Annotated in this window: 21 protein-coding genes and 1 riboswitch; of the genes, 1 reads left to right on the plus strand and 20 read right to left on the minus strand. The window is 51.4% G+C overall.

Translation table 11 applies throughout. The features are described 5' to 3' along the window. Window positions 1-505: 505 nt before the first annotated feature. The 8 genes from CBW46_RS12520 to CBW46_RS12555 form a co-directional block, all read right to left on the minus strand. Window positions 506-766, minus strand: a complete 261-nt coding sequence (locus CBW46_RS12520; protein ID WP_089200411.1) for a PadR family transcriptional regulator — start codon at window positions 764-766, stop codon at window positions 506-508. A 303-nt stretch (window positions 767-1,069) separates the two neighbouring features. Then, on the minus strand, window positions 1,070-1,264 hold the full coding sequence (gene tatA, locus CBW46_RS12525; RefSeq protein WP_089200339.1) for a twin-arginine translocase TatA/TatE family subunit: 195 nt from the start codon (window positions 1,262-1,264) through the stop codon (window positions 1,070-1,072). 18 nt (window positions 1,265-1,282) lie between these two features. After that, window positions 1,283-3,004: a GMC family oxidoreductase gene (locus tag CBW46_RS12530; RefSeq protein WP_089200340.1), complete on the minus strand. Its 1,722-nt coding sequence runs from the start codon at window positions 3,002-3,004 to the stop codon at window positions 1,283-1,285. Between the two features lie 21 nt (window positions 3,005-3,025). Beyond that, complete coding sequence (locus tag CBW46_RS12535) at window positions 3,026-3,769, minus strand: gluconate 2-dehydrogenase subunit 3 family protein (RefSeq protein WP_243633291.1); 744 nt, start codon at window positions 3,767-3,769, stop codon at window positions 3,026-3,028. A gap of 23 nt (window positions 3,770-3,792) precedes the next feature. Beyond that, the gene (locus CBW46_RS12540) at window positions 3,793-5,823 is read right to left on the minus strand and encodes a methyl-accepting chemotaxis protein (RefSeq protein WP_089200342.1); all 2,031 of its coding nucleotides are present in this window, start codon (window positions 5,821-5,823) and stop codon (window positions 3,793-3,795) included. Window positions 5,824-5,950: 127 nt separating this feature from the next. Beyond that, window positions 5,951-6,035, minus strand: a riboswitch (cyclic di-GMP riboswitch). Between the two features lie 313 nt (window positions 6,036-6,348). Then, on the minus strand, window positions 6,349-7,242 hold the full coding sequence (locus tag CBW46_RS12545) for a YitT family protein (protein WP_089200343.1): 894 nt from the start codon (window positions 7,240-7,242) through the stop codon (window positions 6,349-6,351). A gap of 47 nt (window positions 7,243-7,289) precedes the next feature. Beyond that, window positions 7,290-7,652: a hypothetical protein gene (locus CBW46_RS12550; protein WP_165842286.1), complete on the minus strand. Its 363-nt coding sequence runs from the start codon at window positions 7,650-7,652 to the stop codon at window positions 7,290-7,292. A gap of 216 nt (window positions 7,653-7,868) precedes the next feature. Next, entirely contained in the window at window positions 7,869-8,849 is a 981-nt protein-coding gene (locus CBW46_RS12555; RefSeq protein ID WP_089200345.1) for an NADP-dependent oxidoreductase, read from the minus strand. Window positions 8,850-9,026: 177 nt separating this feature from the next. Here CBW46_RS12555 and CBW46_RS12560 point away from each other — a divergent pair, with 177 nt between their 5' ends. Further along, window positions 9,027-9,584, plus strand: coding sequence for a TetR/AcrR family transcriptional regulator (locus CBW46_RS12560; RefSeq protein WP_089200346.1), 558 nt, complete (start codon window positions 9,027-9,029; stop codon window positions 9,582-9,584). Window positions 9,585-10,083: 499 nt separating this feature from the next. On the opposite strand, the gene CBW46_RS12565 is transcribed toward CBW46_RS12560, so the two are convergent. The 12 genes from CBW46_RS12565 to CBW46_RS12620 all read right to left on the minus strand — a co-directional run bounded on the left by CBW46_RS12565 (window position 10,084) and on the right by CBW46_RS12620 (window position 23,880). Further along, on the minus strand, window positions 10,084-11,388 hold the full coding sequence (locus CBW46_RS12565; RefSeq protein WP_207802286.1) for an MFS transporter: 1,305 nt from the start codon (window positions 11,386-11,388) through the stop codon (window positions 10,084-10,086). A 40-nt stretch (window positions 11,389-11,428) separates the two neighbouring features. After that, window positions 11,429-12,103 carry a cyclase family protein gene (locus CBW46_RS12570; protein WP_089200347.1) on the minus strand — a complete coding sequence of 225 codons (675 nt, stop codon included), beginning with the start codon at window positions 12,101-12,103 and terminating at the stop codon, window positions 11,429-11,431. Between the two features lie 61 nt (window positions 12,104-12,164). Continuing rightward, window positions 12,165-12,872, minus strand: coding sequence for a cyclase family protein (locus tag CBW46_RS12575; RefSeq protein WP_089200348.1), 708 nt, complete (start codon window positions 12,870-12,872; stop codon window positions 12,165-12,167). 361 nt (window positions 12,873-13,233) lie between these two features. After that, the gene (locus CBW46_RS12580; protein WP_089200349.1) at window positions 13,234-14,259 is read right to left on the minus strand and encodes a galactitol-1-phosphate 5-dehydrogenase; all 1,026 of its coding nucleotides are present in this window, start codon (window positions 14,257-14,259) and stop codon (window positions 13,234-13,236) included. Between the two features lie 5 nt (window positions 14,260-14,264). Then, window positions 14,265-15,152 (minus strand): fumarylacetoacetate hydrolase family protein, encoded by an 888-nt coding sequence (locus tag CBW46_RS12585; RefSeq protein ID WP_089200350.1) that lies wholly within the window; start codon window positions 15,150-15,152, stop codon window positions 14,265-14,267. A gap of 151 nt (window positions 15,153-15,303) precedes the next feature. After that, a complete protein-coding gene (locus CBW46_RS12590) occupies window positions 15,304-16,263 on the minus strand; it encodes a U32 family peptidase (protein ID WP_089200351.1) in 960 nt (319 codons plus the stop codon). Next, window positions 16,247-18,451 (minus strand): dihydroxy-acid dehydratase domain-containing protein, encoded by a 2,205-nt coding sequence (locus CBW46_RS12595; protein ID WP_089200352.1) that lies wholly within the window; start codon window positions 18,449-18,451, stop codon window positions 16,247-16,249. Before CBW46_RS12595 ends, CBW46_RS12590 begins: the two co-directional genes overlap by 17 nt. 29 nt (window positions 18,452-18,480) lie before the next feature. Then, window positions 18,481-19,743, minus strand: coding sequence for a nickel pincer cofactor-dependent isomerase, group 22 (locus CBW46_RS12600; protein ID WP_089200353.1), 1,263 nt, complete (start codon window positions 19,741-19,743; stop codon window positions 18,481-18,483). A 37-nt stretch (window positions 19,744-19,780) separates the two neighbouring features. After that, entirely contained in the window at window positions 19,781-20,842 is a 1,062-nt protein-coding gene (locus tag CBW46_RS12605) for a TRAP transporter substrate-binding protein (protein ID WP_089200354.1), read from the minus strand. Window positions 20,843-20,882: 40 nt separating this feature from the next. Further along, window positions 20,883-21,908: a C-terminal binding protein gene (locus CBW46_RS12610; protein ID WP_089200355.1), complete on the minus strand. Its 1,026-nt coding sequence runs from the start codon at window positions 21,906-21,908 to the stop codon at window positions 20,883-20,885. A gap of 140 nt (window positions 21,909-22,048) precedes the next feature. After that, the gene (locus CBW46_RS12615) at window positions 22,049-23,326 is read right to left on the minus strand and encodes a TRAP transporter large permease (protein WP_089200356.1); all 1,278 of its coding nucleotides are present in this window, start codon (window positions 23,324-23,326) and stop codon (window positions 22,049-22,051) included. Next, the gene (locus CBW46_RS12620; protein ID WP_243633292.1) at window positions 23,323-23,880 is read right to left on the minus strand and encodes a TRAP transporter small permease; all 558 of its coding nucleotides are present in this window, start codon (window positions 23,878-23,880) and stop codon (window positions 23,323-23,325) included. Before CBW46_RS12620 ends, CBW46_RS12615 begins: the two co-directional genes overlap by 4 nt. Between the last annotated feature and the right edge of the window lie 18 nt (window positions 23,881-23,898).

Consider the following 23,898-nt stretch of genomic DNA (forward strand, 5'->3'; position numbering starts at 1 on the left):
TAAAAAAAACCTGACCGCTCAAAAACCGCCATGCAAGCCATGCGGCTGCCTTAGCACCGTGGGATCAGACCGCGTGAACGCAAGTGGTTTTGCTCGAAAATGATAGCGAGACATTGCTCGATTTTGCAGCTAGACACATGACAAAGATATAAATGAAGAGCAGAAGTCTGACCGCACTAATCAACCTCATCGTGTTCATAACATACAAAAAAACACCTACGGGCTAGGCAGGTGTTCTCATAATAGAGGATGGAGCGGAGAACGGCAGCAGTTGGAAGGCGAACTTCCCCTTCCCTTAGCGATTAACGGTATGTCAGCTGCAGATGGTTAAATCATAGTTGGTAGATTCTAGTCCGGTACACACCGCTGAACTCAAGCCTGTGTGGCGGCGCTACCTGGCACAACGCGACACACGGTGGTATTTCTCATCGAACGCCAACCCGCCGGATGAAACGTAGCGCACCTTCTTATCATAGATCATTCAGTAGTCTCCTCCTTTGCGAAATTAGAGAGCTTTAATTCCGTGCTGTGCCATTCTTGACCGGCGTGCGATCTCATCCGAGATAATAGCTCTGCCTTTAGCTGTGACTGAGTACGTCTTGCGCCGCTCTTCCTCACTCTGATCAAGGGTGATGTAATCGGCGTCCTGCAGTTTTTTTATTAACGTGTACAATGTCGCCGGTCCGATAGACACTTCTCCGTCTGTGAGCTTTTCTATATACTTCATAATCGCGTATCCATGCCTTGGGCAGATTAGAGACAGCATGATGTAATATGCGGAGTCAGTCAGCTGTTCTGCCGCCAACGAATTGTTCCTGGACAAATGACATCGCCGTCCCTTCTTTACTTCAATCCCTCATTGTTTTTCTATATCCGGAATAGATATATCCATTAGCAATATATCCATGAGCGATACAATAACCGGTCATGTCTTCCATGTCAAATAAATGCAAAAAAAAGGCCTCCTGCGTCGGAGACCTAGAGTGGCGAGCAGTGCCCAATTGAATAGAAAACAAGATTCAAAGGCGGGGGTATCCTCTTCCCGGCCGTGGCCGAGTCCTGATTACGTTCATTTTTTCTCTTCTTTGTTATCGCCTTTGACTTCATCGGTGATTTCATCCACTACCCCTTTGGTGGAGTTGCGGAATTCTCGCAGGGTGTCCCCTACGGCTCTGCCCAGCTGAGGCAGCTTGGACGGACCGAACACGACTAGAGCGATGATCAAAATAAGAATTAATCCGGGAATTCCAATGTTGCTGAACATGTGGTTGTTAACCTCCCTTTACACCAAGGATCCGCCGTGCTGCATGTACTTCAAAATACCTTCTGCCGCGCGGTAGGCGAGTGCTCCAATAGTGCCCGTCGGATTATATCCGCTATTGTGAGGGAAGGAAGAAGCTCCTACCACGAAAACATTCTCGGCATCCCACATTTGTGAATAAGTATTCACCGCGGAAGTGCTCGGATCAGCGCCCATTACTGCTCCACCTGTGTTATGTGTGGATTGGTAAGGCACGATGTCGTATGATTTCACTGTGTTGCTGATTTCCATTGTGGTCGGCTTCATCGCCTTCATCACTTCACCGGCTTTTTCGCCCAGGAATTTAGCCAGTTCTCTGTCCTGATCTTCGAAATCGAATGTCAGACGGATAAGAGGCACACCGTACGCATCCTTATACGTTGGGTCAAGATCCAGGTAATGGTGCTTCCACGACAGATTCGCGCCTTGCGTGCTGACGACCAATGTGGAGTTGGCATATTTGATGGACTTTTGCTTAAACTCTTTGCCCCATGAAGGTGTTCCCTTCGGCACACTGTTGCTGGCGATGGGACGCAGGCCTGTTTGTGTCAAACGAATGCCTCCGCCGTGCAGGAAGTTCAGATTACTGTGGTCGAAATTGTCGCCGTTAAAATCATCGAAAATCGAACCTAGGGCGCCCGCACCCATGTATAAGTTGAACTGCTTGTCATCGTAAAAGCCTGTGGCCCTGGCGGATTGCACTTGATATGCATAGTTTCTGCCGACAACTCCTGTGCCTGCCGCCGCGTCGTACGGCTTTCCGAGCTTGGATGTCAACAGCAGACGCACGTTACTGAATACGTAGCTCGCCAAAATAACGATATCCGCAGGCTGCTCGAACTCCTCGCCTGTCAGTGTATTCACATACACAACGCCGGTGGCTTTCTTACCGTCGTTCAACAGTTTGACTACGTTGGAGTGGGTGCGCAGCTCCAGATTGCCTGTGCGCTGAGCGACCGGCAGTACGGTGACAACAGGGTCCGCCTTGGAGCCGTACTCACAGCCAAAGCGCTCGCAGTATGCACAATATTGGCAGGCTGCCCGCTCTATGCCGTCCGGATTTTTATACTGCTCGGAGAGGTTGCCGGAAGGAATCGAGTACGGGTGATAGCCCAAGCTTTTCGCCGCTTCTTCGAACAACTTGATACTTGGCGTCTTTTTCATCGCAGGGGTTGGAAATGGATTAGACCTCTTTCCTACCATCGGATTTGGTTCCGCGTCACCCGAGATGCCTGCCATTTTCTCATATTTGTCGTAATAAGGCTCCAGCTCATCGTAGGTGATGCCCCAGTCTTGAATCGCCATACCTTCAGGGATTTTCTTCTCACCGTAACGCTCCACCGTGTTGGAACGGATTTCGAAGTCGTACGGCAGAAAACGATAGTTTTGCCCATTCCAGTGTGCACCGGAACCGCCCACGCCGTCTCCCATAACGAATGATCCGTGTGCACGCATCGGCAGTGCGCGCATCTTCTCATTGTTACGGAAGGTCACTGTTTCCTTAGAAAGGTCAGTCATCATTTCATGCCGCTGAACATACCGCAGCTCGTCGTGGCCCATAAAATAATCTTCTGTCGTTCTTCCTTTGCCGCGTTCAAGACCTACTACTTTGACGCCCGCTTTGGTCAGTTCCGCCGCGATAATACCACCAGTCCAACCCATACCTACAATAACTACCGGTACTTTAGGTAATTGCTTTGCCATTTCTATAGTTCCTTTCTCTGCTTAGTGGCTCATATGGTCACGAAGACTCATCGGTTCCATTTTGATAAACTCATCTTTTTCTATAAGATCGGTGTAGCTCATTTGATTTCCCGGGTAATTGCGCATTTTCCAGCCCATCATATCCTTGTTGCCGCCGTACATCGGATCGGAGTATACGCCCTCGATCGTGTAAGAGCGAAGCAGACTGAAAAATGATTTCGTGGTTGCTCCATTAAGAGTGAATTCTTCGCCTTTTTCAAACACTTTCAATACATCGTTTTGCTCGTTTTCCGCCAGGTTTTGAAAATCTTTATTGTATTTCTTTTGGCTATAATCTTTGAGACCTTGCAGGCCGAGCAAAAACAGATCTGCCCGTCTCATCTGGGACTGATTTCCTTGAGTGGGTTCTCCTTTGACAAACGGCCCCATCATGTAATCTCTCGCATTGATGCCCCATGGGCTGGCAAGCTGGTGGTCTATATAGAACGCCACGCCAAGCTCCTTGGCTCCCGGCCCGAGCTCATCCTTTGGAAAGATGCGCTCTGCAGCCGCTTCTGTGATCTGATACTGCTCCTGGTTGAAAAACATGAGCGCCTGGTTATATTCCACCGGCTTCGGTGCCGCAGGTTGAGCCTGCTGTGTTTTTCTTCCCAGGAAGACACTGCTGATTGCAGCGCCCCCTATCACGGCTCCCCCGATCGCGATGCCTGAATTTTTCAGAAAGTTGCGTCTGGAATTACTTTGTGGTTGGTCCTTTTCCGACACGACTGTTGCCTCCCGAATATTGATTATAATTTTTGGATGATGAATTTCTGCAATTCTTCCTGTAATTCTTGTGCCATCTTGCTCAGAGCTTCACTGGAAGCCGAAATTTCCTCCATCGAAGCGAATTGCTCCTCAGTTGCAGCGGCGATCGCTTGTGCATTGCCAAAAGAGTTATCCGAAATGGAAACCATTTCATTCATCGAAGATGTCACCTGCTGAGTTCCGGCTGAAATTTGCTCTGTGGCCGCTGAAATTTCTTGAATTTGCTCAGATACGTGCTGTACGGAGCTATGTATCGTCTCGAACACTTCGCCCACGTGATTCATCAACTTCGTGCCCTCGTCGACTACGGCCACCCCTTCGTTCATCGCCCTAATCGCTTTGTTGGTGGTTTGCTGGACTTCCGCGATCAACGCAGCGATGTTGGACGCTGAATTTTTGGATTGCTCGGCCAGTTTCTTGACTTCATCGGCAACTACGGAGAAGCCTTTGCCGTGCTCCCCGGCGCGAGCGGCCTCGATGGACGCGTTGAGCGACAACATTTGTGTTTGGTTGGCAATTTCGCTGATGACATTGACGATTTCACCGATTTTCGCGGACAACTCGCCCAGTACGGAAATCTCGGATGAAGTATTGGTCACAGAGTGTTGAATGGCGCTCATTTGGGTAACTGCCTGCTGCACCGCTTCGTTACCTTGCTTGACATCGTTGGCGGCGCCTAACGTTGTGTCCGCTACAACAGACGCAGACTCGGCGATTTTCATGATGCCTGAAGCCATTTCCTCCATCGCCGCGGAATTTTGCTGCGCCGCCTTGGACTGTGCTTCGGAGCCGCTTACAACGCTTTCGGTCGAAACGCCGATTTGTCTTGCAGACTCTACGTTTTGGGCCGAGATCGCGGTCAATTCCTCGGAAGAAGCTGCAACTTGTTCGGCAACTTGACTAGCCTGGTTGAGCATGCCGCTCATCGAGTCCAACATAGAGTTCATGTTCTCGGATATCTGACCGATTTCATCTCGTGATTTGGACTGTACCCGAACGGTCAAATCACCCGTAGCGGCTTGGTTCAATGCATCGGATAGCGTTGTGAGCGGTCTGGATGCCTTGAGCCCGATAAACCACGCAATTATGGCCACCAGTACGCACGCAGCAACTAGAATAAACAAAGATATGCGCTGAAAGCTGCTAACCGCGTCGTACACTTCTGCGGTGTCCATCGTGACCATGACTTTCCATCCGGTAGTAGGTACCGTGCTGTAAGCCGCAACCTTAGGTATGCCTTCAGAGTTGATAAATTCCATTGTACCTGTGCTGTTGGAGAAGACGGTGTCTTTGAACGCTTGAACTTGCTCGGGGGTGAAGACTTCCTCCATCTTTTTGCCCGGGTGCGTTTCTTTCGGATGTGCGATAAAAGTCCCGGTTTCAGACCAGAGGTAGGACAGCCCCGTTTGTCCGATTTTTATGTCACTGGAAAATTTGCCAAGAATGGTTGGGTTAACAGTGCAGTTGATGGTTCCTAAAAATTTGTCGCCATCCAATAAGGGAATTGCCATAACGATGATAAACTTTCCTGTCTTCTGGTTCACGAGCAGATCACTAATGGCAGGCATTTTCGTTTCCTTAGCCTTGATGAAATACTCCCTCTGCGCTACGTTGGACGTTTGTCCCGCCCAGTTAGTGCTATTCGCATTCGCATCGACGTAAGCGTAGTACTCAATTTCCTTGTCGACTTCACCGATCTGTTTCAGCACCGACAAAATCTGGCCGGCGTCACCGTTTTTAAACTCCGGATGAGCCGCCATAATCTCTTGCACCACGGTAATTTTATGATTGACCCAATATTCGATATTACTGGCATTCGACTGCACGATGCTAGTTTGTTTTTCCTGCGCCTTAGCTGTCGTAGTCCGCTTGGAATACTCGGTTAAAATTAAAGTTGTCGCGAGCAGTGGAATTAAAGAAATCAGCAAAAATAAAACAACCAGCTTCGTCTTGATTGAGTTTTGCCAGCTGCCTTTCCATTTGCCGCTGCTCCATCCTCTTTTCTTACTCATGTTCACACTCCCCAGTTATTTGTGATGTAGAACTGCGCGTTAGCTATTAGACCATTTCGACCTCTACTGGCTCTTTCTTCAGATAAACACTCCTTTTCATGTAAAATACCCCGGAAGCGACTGCGCCTTTGGTAACCCAGCCGTCATAGCTCCATCGCCTTAGACCTGTGGTGCTGCGTCCCTAGTTTTCAATAAGTTTGCCATTTCAAGCCTTTGGAACTAGTAATTGTTGTCAAATGGCCTACGGTTACAAAGTATACACTGACATCTTTCGACAGTAAATACAAAACATTGCGAAATTCACGCAAATTTCTTGCGTGCCCACGCACTTTTCCGAAATTTAGTGTAAGGAAAGTGATTGCAAAATGTGGAAAAATCAAGGTGTGGCGCTGGTTTACACCATTTAGGAGATTGCTGTTGGGGAGATGAATTTTTTGTCGAAAAATTGTCACAAAAAAGAAACCTTGACGGGCATAAAGCCCACCAAGGTTGTTTGAGCATCAATATGAAAGTCCAAATGTGTGTTTAATGTATATCCTTTTTCTTAAAGCGTCCGCCTTTTACATCGTGGATGTTGCCGATAGCAAGGAATGCTTTCGGATCGTGCTCATCCACGATTGACTTCAGCTTGGCTTCCTCCAGGCGCGTAATAACACTGAAAATTACCTTCTTGTCGTCCCCGCTAAACGCACCTTCGCCGTTCAGGTAGGTCACGCCTCTGCCCAGCCGGAACGTGATGGCTTCTCCGATTTTGTCAGATTCGTCACTGATAATCCACACCGATTTTGATTGATCTAAGCCCTCGATAGTGATATCGATCATTCTGAATGCTACATAATAAGCGATCAGTGAATACATGGCGTGATCCCAGCCAAACACAAATCCGGCACTGCTTAAAATGAACAGATTGAAAAACATCACGATTTCGCCGACGGAGAATGGCGTCTTTTTGCTGAATAAAATCGCCACAATCTCCGTACCGTCAAGTGACCCGCCAGAGCGGATAACGAGGCCCACCCCGATGCCCAGAATCACTCCCCCGAAAATGGCGGCAAGCAGCGGGTCAATCGTCAGTGGGGCGACCGGATGGAGCAGCGTAGTGCCAATAGACATGATAACGACTGAGAATAATGTTGATACCGCGAACGTTTTACCGATTTGTTTATAACCGATCAATAAAAACGGCAGGTTCAATATAACGAGAAAAACGGCCAGCGGAATCTGCAGCAGATGGGATAAAATAATGGAAACACCCACGATTCCACCGTCAATGATGTTATTAGGTACCAGAAAAATTTCCAGCCCCACGGAGAATAAGATGGACCCTGTTATCATGAAAAAGATCCGTCGTAAAAACTTGCTCCGGGTTACCTTCTGGTGTTGAGCGCGCAGCTGCTGTGGCACGGAAGTGTTCGTCATGTCGTAGATCTCTCCTCTTTTCTTCACTCATTCATTTCCTACAGTAATCACGGGCTTGAATGAGCCGACACCACATACGCCGAGGTGAATTTCAGAGGATCGAGCAGCTGCCGTTTCAGCCGTGCCCTGACTCTGGATAGCACGTAGACCAGAAATACGACGAAAAGCAGCAGGTCCAGCTGCTCGGGCAAACTGTCATACCAAGGTACCACAGGTTTCAACGCGAGGATCACAATTTCGGTGAGCACCAGCTCCAGCCGCATCGATGCCGGACTTTCGTGGGAATGCCCCATTGCATCCTCTTCCAGCGTCCAGTGGTGTGAGATTGGTGGCGTTAATGGGAACAGAAAGAAGGCGAGGACAATCCAAACCAATAATATCCAATGGCGTTTTCTTGCGGATCGCAGCAATCTGACCCCCCCATTCACATTTATAACCATATGAATGTTAGCATTTCAAAGATGGGTGAGTCAAACCACGCAAACAGCGTTAATCCAAACGTTAGCGGGGGGGAGGGAACCCAGCACCGCCATTGCTTTATTTTTGCAAGATGATTTGATCAGGCAAGCTATCCGCCAAGTGCGCAAACTTACTTTTGAGACATCCCATTTCACTAAGCAAGATGTTTACCCCCTGCTTTTCGATATGACGATTTTCCCCCGTTTTGGCAGCTCTTCGCTTTTACGGTACGCCTGAAGCAGGCCCTGAGCGGTAAAGGGATAGGTCTCATTGATATGGATCCTCAACGTGTTCTTTTGCATATGGCGAACAATAGATTCAAAATCGGCACGGTTGGGTCTTGCATGGAAGAAATGCGCGTTAATGCCCCGGACCTTAGGATATTGATTGATCGTAAATGCCACCACTGAAATATAGGTGCCGCCATCCTTGATGACCGAGTAGTTTTTCTCTCCCAGATCTCCTGGTAGCCCAGTACCGATGGTGGATGGGTCCAAAGCGGAATCAAACACGATATCGACAGGATCGGTTATTTGGACGGAAAAGTCGACTTTCGTGTAGTCGAACACCTCGTCCGCACCAAGTCCTTTGACGAAATCATGATTATAGTCCCTCGCGGTTGCGATAACATATGCTCCATATTGCTTGGCCAACTGGACCGCCGCATGTCCGACACCTCCGGCACCGGCATGAACGAGGATGCGTTGTCTCGGTTGGAGACGACCATGCTCAAACAGCGCTTGCCAAGCTGTCAGGGCAACCGCAGGCGCGGCGCCTGCCTCTTCGAAGGAAAGACTCTCCGGGATAACGGCAAGATGATCTTCCTCCACCGCAACGTAGTCCATGTAGGAACCCATCGGAACCAAGCCCATGACACGATCCCCCGGCTTGAAATGACGAACTTTTTCGCCAACCTCTTTTACGATGCCGGCTACATCAAAACCAAGAACGATCGGCAGTTGAGCCGGAAATTTATCAGCCATCGGACTCTGAAGAATCGCGCCGCTGCGCATTTGAATATCCGCAGGATTAATGGAAGAGGCGCGCATTTCGACTAGAACTTGTGTATCGGTGAGTGTGGGAACGGGCACTTCCAGTTCCTCTAGTACTTCGGGGATTCCAAAGCTTGTCAAAGCAATAGCTTTCATGATTATGCCTCCTCTTAAATTGAACATACGTTGAATTTTCAACATAAGTTTTATATAGTTAAAATGTACCAAAGCGATAGATATGTTCAATGGTTAAAACAAGCCCGGTTGTTGATTTTTCAACAGAGAGCTTCAATATGTTCATTTCATTTTATATAGGATAAAGGGGAGAACGATATGGACAGACGTATTCAAAAATCGAGGCAAGCGATTATGAATGCTTTTATGAGGCTGATGTCAGAAAAAGACTTCGAGAGCATGACGGTCAATCAAATTGCGGAGGAAGCGAATGTCAATCGAGGAACGGTGTATTTGCATTTCACTGATAAGTACGATCTACTCGATCAATGTATGGAAGTTCAAATTAACCAGTTACTGCGCAATTGTATGCCTGAAGAGGGCTTGGTTCATCTCACTTCAAAAACCGCGCTACAGCGCACGTTTGAATATTTGGAGCAGCATGCTTCTTTCTATTCCATAATGCTGACGAGCAAGGGAAGCGCGGTTTTCCGAAACCAAATGGAGACATTGTTCCGGCAAAGTCTAAGCGAGCATCTGGATTCGATCAATCTCGATCGGAAATTGAACAAGGATATTACGGTGCAATTTTTAAGTTCAGCGGGAGTGGGTGTATTGGAATGGTGGATTACCCATTCGATGCCGTATCCGGCATCGGTCATGGTTGAACAATTTTGGAATTTGCTGGACCGAATTCAATTGCAAATGTTCGAATAAATAGCGTATTAAAATTAGAAAAATAAATGAATAGTCAGTGAAAATAAAGGAATAAGATTTCAAATGCGAACGCTACGCTTCTCCACCCCACACCCATTTCCTGCATCAGCTTTTACCAACCGGTCATTAGAAGACTCGATTGTAGAGCAACGGCATCGAGATCCACCCACCCAAGAGTGTAGACTGCAATAGTTCCCATGACCTATTAAGCAGCGGTGCAGTTGTGGTAGCCGAAGTTTCTGTCGCGGGAACGCAAAAACGCCGGCACAGCCCGAATGACCAGCCTGTTATCCGAAAGATGCAGAGTTATTGCGTGGATCGATTTTTGCCATGCAATAAGACGCCGGGGTATCGCAACTTTTTTTGCGTCACCCTAATTTTTCTGTGCGTGACCGCTTGGTTGCATGTGATAGGGCAGATGGACTTTAGAGCTGCTATGCCCCTATCTCCGGACCAACTGCCAAAAATGCACACCGCGTGTTCCAGTCAGTTGGTTCGATCAGTTGTCCTGGCGCACAACTGTCTCTTTCAGCATCGCCATCGGAATGAACGCCAGCACGCAGGCAAACGCAAGCATCATGTAATTAGCCGTCCAGCCCCAAGTTTGGATAAAGTAGCCGGCGACCGGCGCGACCAGGAAGCCCGACAGACCCAAAGCGATGCCAATCATTAAGCCCATGCTCGAAGCGGCTGCCTTTGGCGTGGAATCGATAAGCAGGGCATACGTCACCGGAAACGGAGAATTACGGAACAACCCCCAAATGATGAGAATAAACCAACCGCTAACAGCCGAATCGATGAAGATACACGCGAGCACGGACACGGTCCATCCTAGACCGATGATCCGCAGAGAAAACTTTCTCCCCAAGTGATCAGACAAAGTTCCCCAGAACGCCTGGCCGATCCAACCGGTAAGTCCGGACGCCCCGGAAATGACAGCTGCTTCCGCGAGTGATAGCCCAACGCGTTCGGTCAAGTGCAGCGTCATAAACGTAGCTACCCCCGCCTCTGCCCAGAGAAACAAAAAAATCATGGCCACAGAGCTTGCCACGTTACGGTTGGATAATGCGATTTTCATCAGTTTAAATGGGTTTTCCAGCTTGTTGCTATCGTCTTCTTCGATTGGGACGGTCATGTTATTTTCCCTGATCCAACCGTACACTTTTTCCTGATTTCTTTTTGTACCGATCATCACCTGCGCCAGCATAATCGGGACACCGAGCAGCGGAATCCAAACGAATGCCTCGCGCCAGGTCGCGACGGCGATAATTGCCCCCATCAGCACCGGTCCCAGAAACTGTCCAAACGGAAATCCTGTATGATGCACGCCTACTGCAAAGCCCCGGTTCTCCTTCTGCCACCATTCTCCTATAATGGCGACATTCACAGGTTCGGAGCCGCCAGTGCCCACCCCCATAATGACCCGCCATATCTGAAGACTGCCGAGCGTGCGCGAAAAAAAGGTGCCGATGCCGGCCGCCACAGCGACGCCGATTGCCGCGACCCAAGTCCAGCTTCTGCGATACCCTTTGCCGAACACGTCTGCCAGCACGCCAAATAGCATAGCTCCGACAAAGGTGCCTATAAAGTTTAACGAATTGAGCCAGCCTGCTTGCACTTCAGTTAGATTAAAATCTTTCATGATCGCTGGAAGAACGGTTGGGAGCAACTGCCTGTCAATGGAGGTCAAAAGAATAGCGAGTGTGGTCACGACTAGCATAATCCAAGAAATGGGATGAGCGGTAGGGAACCAGGACATTTTACCCGGTTTACGATGCGAGGAAGGCTCGGGTCTAGTCTGCATGTTTTTTACACTCCCTTGTATAGGATTTATGTAAAATCAGCTATGACTTCAACTCTGCCAAAACAGTCACCGGTGCGCTGTCTATTCCGTCCACGAAAAGCGGAACAGACCAGACCTGCAGCAACTTGTTATTATCCAGTCCGGCGAAATTCAAATCCTCAATGATGCACATATAGTCGGCGCGAAAATTGCCTAGCAGATGTTGATGGGCGAGAATGCCGTCCTCGAGATGAGCGTAGGAGGCCAAAGAGATCCAGTCGACTGCGATCGCTTTCAAGTTGGGGTAGTTTTGTATCAGGTGCAGCGCCGCCTTGGAACTTACACCCGGTCCCCGCTCACTGTAACCCTGCGGATCGGAATGCCGTTTCTCAGAAAAACCGCTTCGGATCATAAGTAAATCGGCAGACTTCAGTTCACGGTGGCAATGTCGTAAATCATCTGCCGTCACTAACTCCTCATACGACTTCGGGATATCTAGAAGCAACGGACGCTCATACACAAACTGCTTCAGCGGAAGCTCACCCAGCCTCGGCCCGTGATCATTAAAATGCTTGGGTCCATCCATATGCGATCCAAAATGGTTAAACAGGCTCAGCCGGTATTCATTTGTGGTTTTACCTTCCGAAATAAGGGAATGGGGAGTAACTTGAACTGTCGGATTTCCCGGCCAGCCGGGACTGTTTTCCGATAATGAGTAGGATAAACGCTTGAGCATGTTAGATCCCTCCGGTTTCAGTTTTTGGGCAGCACAGTGCGATGGGCATATATCGGTGTGCTCAGCAGAATGCGACCGCACGTATCGGCGAACCTGATCCTTCAGCGATAGGTAACGGAAGGGCTATGAAATATGCTCTCGTCGGCATCTTATCGAGATTATTGAGATTTTCCATTATCGGTATTTGACTGCCAAGAAACGTATGATGGGCCGGGTTGTCCGTTGAACCGAACACGTCAATGGCGAGCGTATCCACGCCGATCATCTTTATCTTCTTCTCCGTAAGATACTCTGCAGCCGACTTTCCGATGCCCGGCCAATCCTGTACGAATTGTTTATCGTCCGGCCGTTTTTTCCAGTACTTCGACCAGCCCAGATGAATTAAAACCACGTCCCCTGCATCAATCGCGCCATGCTCTTGTTCCCACTCTTGAATATGTCCGCCTTCCACCACACCCAAACTGCCGATGAACGAAAGATCCAGGACCGTGCAAGGACCAAAAAATGTGCGGATCGGCATTTGATTAATCCACACATGGGCCGGCCCCTCTCTTATGAAGTGTGCCGGCGCGTCCACATGGGTGCCGTTGTGTTCATTGATCAGGATTTGATAATTTACCGCCTCATCGCCGTGCCAGTAGGAATGCCAAAGCGTGTGCTGATAACGGGAATGAGTCGGCCAGATCGGTATATGCTCTTCTAATGTGTGCGAAAGTTCAATCACTTGCATTTGGGTCAAAAGATCGTGCAGAGTCTTGTATTTCGTCATGCTCTTCCGCTCCTTGGTGAAAAGATCCCTGGCGCTCCCACCAGCCCGGACCGCCCGGCATGTCTGATAACTACCGCATCTGGACGCACGGAGGGCTTTACTCTGCGCCTAAAAAGCCCTCAAGAAATTCCGCCACCGTGCGTGCTGAGCAGCATAACCTTCCATAGCAGTGAAAAGAAGTGGCAGACGGCGGAGTGGCTCATAGGGACGTGCCCCAACGAAGGCGTCCCTCACGGGGCGTGCCTTCAGGGGCGTGCCTCATATGGGCATTCCTTCATGCTGCCACCATCCGACTGCCACTCCCGAACATTTATGGCGCTTTTGACTGGTACCTCTTTTCCCAGTGTATGGGAAGCATTATTTAGTTGTTAGGTGTCAAAAAGATTTTCGCCTGTGCAACCCGGCCGTTAACCAAATCCTGAAAGGCTTGATTGCCTTCGTACAGCGGACGGATTTCAGACCATTGCGTTGGATCGATTTTACCGCTCTTCAGCAGCTCAAGAGCATCATGGAAATCCTGCGCATCATAAGAAAATGAACCTAGTATGCTAATTTCACTGCGGATGCAGACGTTAATAGGAATTTGTGTATGATCAATGCCCAAGCCAATGTTCATGATTGTTCCACCTGGATTTACGATTTGCACGGCCGCATCGCGTGTGGGTTGAAAGCCGGCGGCATCGATGACTACATCAGTGCCAGAAGCTCCACCCCATTGCTTCACCTTATCTATGAAATTCGGTTCCTTGGGATTGATGGTAGCGAAAGCGCCAAGTTGCTGCGGTGTCGCCAGACGTGCTTCGTTGCTGTCGACTACAATAATGCGTGAAGCACCGAGCGTCTGGGCGACGAGAAACGCGAGCAGTCCGATAGTGCCGGCCCCGAATATCACGACATTGGCAAAAGGATGACGTTCCATCGCTCTTCTGGCGGCGCGGAGTGAGCACGCCAACGGCTCAGTCAAAGATGCCCGGAAAAAATCCAGTTCGTCTGGCACCACATGAACCGAAGAAGCGGGCACACTCACGAACTGGGCGAACGCCCCCGGCCGGTGAATCCCGACAATGGCGCGCTGACTGCACAGTTGCACAAGCCCCTTCCGGCACTGGTTGCAGCTGCCGCATGAGAGCAGAGGGTTGACGACAACCCGCTGGCCTCTCATCAAGCCTTGGACTTGGCCCCCGACCTCGGTCACCGTTCCGCTGAACTCGTGGCCCATAACGAGAGGGGGAACACGCAAGCTGTTATGCCCTAAGTATCCTTCAATCTCGGACCCGCAAATGCCAACCGCTTCGACCTTCACCAGCAGCTCGTTATCGCCTACAGCCGGCACCTCAGCTTCCTTCATTTCCATCATTTTGGGGCCGGTCCAGACCAAATTATGCATGATTCTCACCCCACCCGCTGACGTCTGACAGGATTGCTGAGCACCCCAATATTGTCGATCTCTATTTCGACGCGGTCGCCGTCTTCCAGTGTGAAGTCATTTGGCGGCACGATGCAGGTTCCCGTCAACAGTACGGTTCCATCGAATATTTCATTGTCTCTCGTGAGGTACGAGACCAGTTCGTCGAACCGACGCTTCAGCTGGCCGGTGGTGGCACTGCCTTCTACAACCTGCTCGTTATTGCGATAGATCTTGCACGCTAATTGGAACCGGTACGGATCTTCCACGGCTTCCGCCAAACGGATTGCCGGGCCGATAGAGCATGAACCTTTCCATACTTTAGCCTGCGGTAAATACAGCGGGTTCTCCCCTTCGATATCACGGCAGCTCATATCATTACCGATGGTGTAGCCCAAGATCGAGCCTTCTGCATCAAGAACAAGGCCAAGCTCGGGTTCCGGAATTTGCCAGTTCGAGTCTCCACGCAGATAGAGCTCATCGTTCGGACCCATCGTACGTGCTGCAGTGGACTTAAAGAAGATCTCCGGGCGCTCCGCATCGTACACCTTGTCGTAAAACGTCACCGCGTCCAGCTTACCATCGGTAGCCTCATAGTTTCGCGCTTCTTTGCTTTTCTCGTACGTGACACCGGCTGCCCACACCTCCGGCGCCTCAAGGGGAACAATCATGCGAAGCTGCTCCAGATTGCTCGGCAGCGGGCTCGTGCCGGCGATATCACGCTGTACCAGCGCGAGTGGTGTACTGCCCTGCTGCTGAGCGCTACGCACCAGCTCGAGAAAATCGGCATAAGGAAGAGGAAATACTTTACCCTGGTCTGTTAAAGCGGCAAGAACGGCTGCATTTGACTCGTCTAAAAAACGGATTATACGCATAAATACCTCCTTCGTTGTGCTGATCCTTTTTTATTGGATGATTGCGTAGATGCTTTACTTGCTGCGAAACGTGCACCCGGCGGCTATCGACGCTCACTCGCTGGCGTCACATTGATCCGCGGGCATCCAAGCGATGGCTGGCGCGTTGCACTCACCTGTTTACCCTCAACTCTAATCTGTCTGCAACAACAGGAACGCCGAGGCCGGCGGCGCCTTTTTCCGATGTTTTCAGTTCCGGACTGTACCGCTTGATCATATCCAGACCGATCCGTGCGCGGCGCACACGCTCCTTGCACAGCGCGATCGATGTCTGCTCCAGATGCGTACCTGACGGATAAATGTTCGGCGAATTGCGAAGTCCGAATTTGATGTACACTGGCGCAGCCACTCTAATGATTTCCGGAATTTCATAGTGGCGGATGAACCCGCCGATATCGTCCGGCACTTCGACGTAGATGTCGATCGGAATATCGATAGCCTGACGTATTGCGGCAAGACGCGGCAGCGTGAGATCCGAAGGGACATTGTACGTGTCGGCGCCCACGCTTTCGATCAAACGGATGGATACCGGGTTCGCTTGTGCCATTTGCACCGATATTTTCACCACTAAATCCGCCGGCAGCTCGCCTTTCTTCTTAAACTCATTCACCAGCCAGAGCAAGCCCTCATCTGCGACCAGAATGCTCCGAATGCCCGCGTCACAAGCACGCTTGATATCTTCGATCGAATACACCAGCTGATCCATGCTTTCCACACGCAGCCCGATCACCTTGCCCGCGCTGGCCCAGGGCATTGCGGTGACATCCCATGTACCTCGGGGTCCGACAAACAGGCTGACCTCCAAGTTTTCTCGCTTGCCGATGGCAGCCATCCGGTGCAGTTCCTCGTCCGTCAACAGCATGATACCGCTCCCTTGGGAGATCCGGTGAATGCCGACATCGTATTGTTCGCAAGCTTCCACAACCGCCTCAAACGAAGCCGGGCCTTCGACGCTTGGAATTTCCACGCGATATTGCGCGCCATCCGGGAAGGTTTTCGTCGAGCTGGGCAGATCATGCAGATCCCCGCGCGGGAATCCAAGCTGTTCGATAAAATCACGCGTCTTTTGCAATGGTTACATCTCCTTTTATCAGTACGTCTGTTTTATAATCCAATGCAGCCTCTGAAAATACGGCATGAGGCACGACTCCAAAAGAGGCATCCGTATGCCCCAGCATCCGGTTACTCGCGGCTACCGTGCGCTGGCGTTGTTTAATGATTGACAGCCTCGCGTCGGCGATGCTCTGGCGTTCAGCGGGTATATGGTCAAAACGGAACGCCAGGCGTTCGCTGCGAAACTCCGCTTCGTCCAAAAACTGAATCTGTCTATCCATGAAGTTCAGGTACAGCACATCGCCTGTTTGCAAGTACAGAAGCCCGCCGCCCTCGAGCGCCTCGGGTGTCATGTGGCCGATGGCGGCCCCATACGTCACGCCGGAGTACCTGCCATCGCTGATTAGTGTGGCGAGCCGCTGCAGCTTACGGTTTGCATTGATATGCTGCATCGGGGTGAACATTTCCGGCATGCCGAAGGCGAGCGGCCCCTGCCCTGCAATGATCACCGCGATCTTAAGCACCCCGTGCTCGACCATTCGATCAAAGAGCATATCATAGTCTGCAGTCCCCCAGCCCGCGAAATGCTCAGGCGCATTGTGTTTGACCATCGCCAACATGTTGTCATACGAAAACGACCGCGCAGTTCTCAGTTGGTCCAGCAGATGGATATCCAACAGCCCATGGTTCGCCTCATCCTCGTTCTGATAGTATAGGACGAACGCGGCCTTCCGGTTGAACTCCTCAAGCTGACGAGTCGTCATGCCGCTGATCTTCACCACAGCGCTGTCAAAGAAGTTGCCGCTCAGCACATCCACACCGCTGAATGGGCGTCTCGGCTTAGCTAGAATGACCGGGTTGTCCGTGATATGTGACGCTGACAAGCGCTCCTGGTTGGACAACCGCGCAGCCCAAGTGGTACCGGTAACCGTCGGGGCATCCATATCCATCGGCACGCCGTTCGCGACAAGCTCGTAGAACAGGGTCTCCATCCCTCTGCTGTTCCCGCTGCAGCACTGTGCGGCCAGAGCGAAAATATCGCGGCCTTGGGTGAGACTGTAGTCGAACAAATCCGGCACGGGGTGGGACTGATGAATTTTTTCCAGCTCGCGCAGACTGAAGGCAAATCCCCCGTACAGCATGGCTGCAACCATGTGCATCATCAAGTTGGTCGATCCGCCTGACGCGCTGTGAATTCTGATCGCGTTGCGGATGTTGGCAGCCATCGCATTAGATACGCCGAACATAGGATCATTGATCATCACAGCCAAGCTGTCCACTGCCTGATTGACCTGAGCCTGCGAGGGAGCGGAAGTGAGCAGCTCAACCGCTGGATGCACCAAGCCCATCCCCGCCACAAGATGGCGTGAGCTGTTGCCGGTTCCGTTAAAGGCGCAGACTCCGCCCTGCCCGTCGCAGGTCGCTACCGCGAGCCGCTTTTCAAAGTCCTTATGCGCCGCATGGGAGATAATACCACGATCGGTCGCCCTCTCGAGGACGCCCTGGAAAGCAGTATTGGAGGAACACTGCAGTATATAAGCCATCGCATCGTACAAATCGTCCGCGATGTCCGGGGCCCCGTGCGCTTCCGCCCGCTTCGCGACCTCTCCGAGCTCATTGAACAAGTCCGCCGGGATCGTTCCGCCCTGCAGAACATGAGCCGGGGCGAACGTAGCGAAGAACGGCGCTTCCCCCCGATACCGCCGGATCCGGTCCAAGTGTGCCAGCGCGCTGACCACACCGAGAGGCTGCTTATCACAGCCTTGGATGACGAATGCGCCATGGTAGCTGTGTGCCTCAATCTGATTGACCACCATCTGTGCCACGGCATTGCGGCTTTGCAGGGAATAGCTCATCCCTTGGTTGTTTTGCGCGGTGCCGTCACACATCACCGGCGTGGAGAAGTAGAAAGGCACCCCCCCGTTTTGCCAAATACGTACAGCCGCTCTGGCGGAGGTCTGAAAATCCATAATATGAGCCGGATGATCCGCCGAGCCGCCGATGATCGCGATCCGCGGCGCGTTGGCTTCCAGCCGGTTGTAGATTTCATCCAAGGTCCAATCCGGAGCGGCCCCCTCGTAGGACGGGCCAAGTATCTGCTTCGCCCGGTCCAAAAGTCCGGCCACGCAGATCGGCTCGTTTGCTTTGCCCTGCACATTGTCACGGTATGGATTGATCGTACTGGCCACTGATGGATAAATCGGCATCCACGGTTCCCCTCCAACATTAAGGTGTTTTAATACGCCTTGACAGAAAAATCCATAGGGGACGGCTCGGAGACAATCTCGATGCTGCTGTTGTTCCTGGCTTCCTCCAGCAAGCTTTCGGAAATCCAGATTTCCTTTAACTCCAATGTGTTGTGTATGCGAATGAGCCGCACCTGGGACATATCGAATGCATTGCAAGTCTTGATCGCCGCTTTGACCCCAAGCTCCTCATTGGCGAGAAACATCGGCACTTTCACAGTGCCGGTCACTGTGCTGGTCAGAGCGTTGGCGTACCCTTTTTCCCAATCGATATCATCGAACACTCTGCGTGTGGTGACGTCGGCCATGCCGATACCGTTGGCGTTACCGTGCGTCCGCTCCGTCAGGCCGAGCACCACAATCCGCGCCACCTCCGGCCCGCCGTCCGCGTAAGGCGTGGCATACCGGCCGGTAATATTCGGATCCATACCGTCGCCGGATATGTCTTTGCCAATTTCATCTACCACCAGCACATCTATGTTGTCAAACATGAGCTTGGGCATGCGCGCTTTAGCCTCAAGCAGCAGCCCCGGCTCAACCGTTTCCAGCTGCTCTGCCGGCACGGCCACGATTTTTGCAGGCCGGTCGTATGCGTTTTCAATGCTGCCGAGCCCAAAAATAATCGGGGCCTTAGAGAGCACAACCTTCGCCATCTCAGGCACATGCTGCGCCATATACTTGAAGCTGTACGCATGCGCCGCTTCCGCGCCTTTTTGTTTGCCGAGCCCGATCGTAATCATCTTCATCAAGCCGCTTTCCACAGCTCCCCGGAACGCCGTATGCGGCTTGATCCGGTTGATGACGATGATTTTATCCGCTTCATACGCGTTTTTGTCGATGTAAATGGGCAGCCCGTTATCCAGCGTGCCTACTTCCACCACGTCCATGCTCGAGATCACCGGAGCGCCCACTGCTCCTTCAGTGACCCCCAGCTGCTCAAGCACCTCTGTCTGACCTTCCGCGGTCGCCCCGCCGTGACTGCCCATCGCGGGCACGATAAATGGCTCTCCCCCTGTTGATTTGACCGCCTTAACCACTTCTCTTGTCAGTATTGGAAGATCAGCGACGCCGCGGCTGCCGACCGCAATCGCCACACGGTCGCCTGCCGCGATACGGGACAACACGCCTGCCGAACCGATTGCTTCATGCACTGCTAACGCCACATCTTCGATCTCCGGCGCATCGAAATTTTGCTTGATCTTCACCATACGCGGCAGCGGCACATCCTGAAGCAATGCTTCAATGATTTTCATGGTTTATTTCCCCTCGCCAGAATTGAGCTAATGCCCGTTATTTTGCGCGCACCTTGTCGACCTCTGCGAACATCTCTTTCACCAAATCTTCTCCAAGCTCTTTCGAGAACTTATCTACGACCGGCTTAACTGCGGCCTCCATCTTCGCCCTGTCTTCCGGTGTAACCTCGTTGACCTCCATGCCTTTGGACTTCAAGTTTTCCAGTGACTTTTTGTTCTGCTCCCTGTTCTTCTCACGCTGGAATTTGCCGGCTTCAACAGCCGCCTCTTTGAGTATTTTCTGTTCGTCCGGAGTCAGTTGATCCCAGAATTTCTTGCTAACGAGAAACACAAACGGCGTATACACGTGATTGGTCATGCTCAAGTATTGTTGCACTTCATTGAACTTATTGGATTCGATCGTGGCCAATGGATTTTCTTGTCCATCCACTGTTTTACTCTCAAGTGCAGTGAATATCTCAGAGAACGGCATCGGCGACGGGTTGGCGCCAAGTGCGCTGAATGCGTCAAGTTGCACCTTGCTTTGCAGCGTGCGGATCTTCAAACCTTTGAAGTCGTCCACGGTGGCGACCGGCCTCTTGCTGTTGGTCAGATTGCGGAAGCCGTTCTCCCAGTAGCCGAGTCCAATCAGACCTTGCGCAGGCAGTTTATCTATTAGCTTTTGGCCCAACGGGCCGTCCAGTACCGCATCCGCTTCTTGTTCATTGTCAAAAACAAATGGGAAGTCGAACATGCCAAACTCTTTCACCATGCCTGTCAGCGGAGAGGTAGATGGGATCGTGATCTCCTGCGTGCCGGCCTTCAGTGCGTCCGTCATCTTCAGGTCATCGCCCAGCTGCGCGGCGAAAAACGTCTGTACCTTCAGCTTGCCGCCGCTTTTCTCACCCACGATTTCAGCAAATTTTTTGAGGCCCTGCCCTTGCGGGTGGTCCTCGTTCAGCCCTATTCCCGCTTTGATGGTGCGCGCTTTGGCGGCAGCCGCACCACCGCCGGCGCTGCCTTGCGGTGCATCGGTCTTGGCAGCTCCACCGCATGCGCTTACAAGAAGCAGGCTCGGCAGGGTGAGGCCGATGGCCAACGTTTTAATCCATTTTTTCATATGTATTCCCCCAGTTGTGTTTTTATAATTTCTCACTCTGTTAAAAATTTTGATAGCGCTGCTCAGGCTGGCAAGCTTTCAATTCCACCTGCTCTTTTACCCTTTGATTGACCAGATACTTCGGATATTCGCCGAACACCAGCACATCGATGATGCCCGCTGCCGCTTTGGAACGCATCTCCTCCGCAGCTTCTTCCGAATACCACGCCACGTGAGGTGTGAGAATAACATTATCCATCGACAGCAGCGGATGATCCTTCACCATCGGCTCCTCCTCCAGCACGTCCAGCGCCGCCCCGCCAATCAACCCTGATTGCAGCGCTTTTACGAGTGCGCTTTCATTAATCACAGGTCCTCTGGAAGTATTAATAATAATCGCGTCTTTTTTCATCAGGGAAAATTGATTCTCACCGATCATTCCGCGCGTCGCCTCCATCAACGGGGCATGCACAGATATGTAATCTGACTGACTGCATAACTCATCCAGTTCAACCAGCTGCACCCCTTTTTGCTCAGCGACTTCTTTAGGAAAAAACGGATCATAAGCAAGCACCTGGAGTCCAAGCGGCTTCACTTTTTCAGCGAGCGCCTGCGGTATTTTCCCGAACCCGACCAAGCCGATGGTCCGGCCGCGCAAACGGTAAATGGGCTGTGTCACTTTGAAATCCCAGTTACCATTTTTTACGTGTCTGTTTGCCAAAGTCACTTTTCTCGTCCAGCTAAGCAGCAGCGCCAGCGCATGGTCAGCTACCTCATCCATACAGTAATCCGGCACGTTCGCAACACAAATGCCCTTCTCCGTAGCGGCATCCAAATCGATCGTGTTTACGCCTACGCCGTAGCGCGTGATGACCTTACAGTTCCGCAGCGCCTCGATGACCTTGCGGCTGATAGGTGCGTATTGGTTGATCAGGGCATCCGCGTCGCGGCATACTTCAATCACATCATCCTCGGTTCGACATTGAGCCGGCACTAGTTCCACACCCTCATGTGCAAGCAGCACTTTTTCCTCAAACCGTAAATCCGCGTACTCCCAATCCGTTACGACAACCTTCCATTTTTTCATGCAAATTCCCCTCCTGTGTAGTGAGACCAGTGAAAGTGTACTAAAAGGCAGTGCATATGGGACGATTAAGCCCGTGCCAATATGGCAAGAATCAAGCCAACCCGTCAGCAAAAGCTGATCTCCTGTACCACCGTTCGTTGTTATGAAAACCAATCAAGCGGAATCAGGACCAGTTCAGGAAACACCGTAAGTAAAAGAAGAATAATAATTTCCACCAGCAGGAACGGCCACACCCCCCGCATAATGTCCTCCATGCTGATTCGGCCCACTCCCGCGGCCACGTTGAGCACGGTGCCCACCGGTGGCGTGAGCAGTCCAATACAGTTGTTCAGTATGAATAGCAGGCCGAACAGCACCGGATCGATACCGGCTGCTTCGACGATGGGCATGAGCACCGGCGTGAGGATCAAAATCGTTGGAGTCAAATCCATGGCGGTGCCGACCAGGAACACGATGAGGTTAATCATCATGAGCAGAAGCAGTTTGTTGTCTAGCACAGGTTCGAGCATGGCCGTCAATTCCGCCGGAATGTTCGCCACCGTGATGAGCCAAGAGGAAACCATTGCCGCCGCGGCTAAAAACATGACCACAGCCGACATTCTTCCCGCGGACACCAGCACCTGGTACAAGTCCTTCATTGTGAGCTCACGGTAAACGACCAGGCCGACAAACAATGCGTAGAAAGCTGCAACGACAGCCGCTTCAGTCGGTGTGAATGCACCGAATTTAAGACCCAGGATAATAATTGCCGGCAGGACCAGCGCCCAAGAGGCTTTCACCGTTGCCGTCAAGATCTCTTTAACGGATTTACGCGGCATTGCTTTGTAATTCGACTTGCGGATAAGGATAGCCCACGCGATAGCTAATCCGGCTGCAAGCAGCACGCCCGGCACAATCCCCGCCAAGAACAGCTTGGTGATGGACACCCCGCTCGTTACGCCAAAGATGATCATTGGGATACTCGGCGGAATGACCGGCGCAATGATCCCGCCTGCGGCGATCAGGCCCGCCGAACGGTTTTTGTCATAGCCGGCACCGGCCATCATCGGAATCAGGATCGCTCCCAGGGCGGCCGTATCCGCTACAGCGGAACCGGACAAGCCCGCGAAGATAACGCTTCCGATAATCGCCACATAACCCAGCCCGCCTTTAATATGCCCCACCAATGCCATAGCAAAGCCGATGATACGGGAGGAGATACCACCCTTATTCATCAATTCGCCTGCCAGAATGAAGAACGGAATGGCGAGCAGCGGAAAGTTGTCGGCACCGCTGATCAAATTCTGGGCCATAATCTGGCTGTCAAACATATCCGTCACGAACATCAGCGCCAGCCCGCTCACCAGCAGCGCGAACGCGATCGGCATGCCGAGCGCCATCGCGCCAAGCAGAGAGCCTAGAAATACGGCTACTGTCATCGAGGCACCCCCTGATCCACGCCAGTCCCTGCGTTCGCATTGCTCATCATTTCCTCGGACTCCTGTGTACGGGTTAACTCGTCAATATTAGCTTTGCGAAACAGCAGACGGTACAGATTCAAGAGAATGATTACCGCCATACCTATACCCATAATCACGCCGGGAAAGTACATCGTAGTCAGCGGCAGCCCGGTGGCCGGCGCCGTACTCTCCCCGTTCAGGACCGTCATTTTCCAGCTGCCTTCGACGACCAGATACAGCACAGCGAGAACAAGCAAATTGCTGATAATATATATGACTGTTTTCAGCGGTTTCGACAGTCTTTTGACGAGCATATCAACGCCCAGATGTTCATTTTGCTTCAGCGCTATCACTGAGCCAAAAAGCACGAGCCAGATGAATAAAAATCTTGCCATCTCCTCGGACCAGGTGATCCCTGAATTAAACAAGTAACGCAGCACGACATTGCCGAAAACAAGAATAGCCATGAGTCCTAATGCCGATGCGATAAAAACGTTGAACAGATTCTCAACCAGTTTTCCCGTATTTTTCAAAACAGTCTCCCTCCTCAC

Origin of the sequence: Paenibacillus xerothermodurans (genome assembly GCF_002220865.2) — a bacterium.
Lineage (GTDB): Bacteria > Bacillota > Bacilli > Paenibacillales > NBRC-103111 > Paenibacillus_S > Paenibacillus_S xerothermodurans.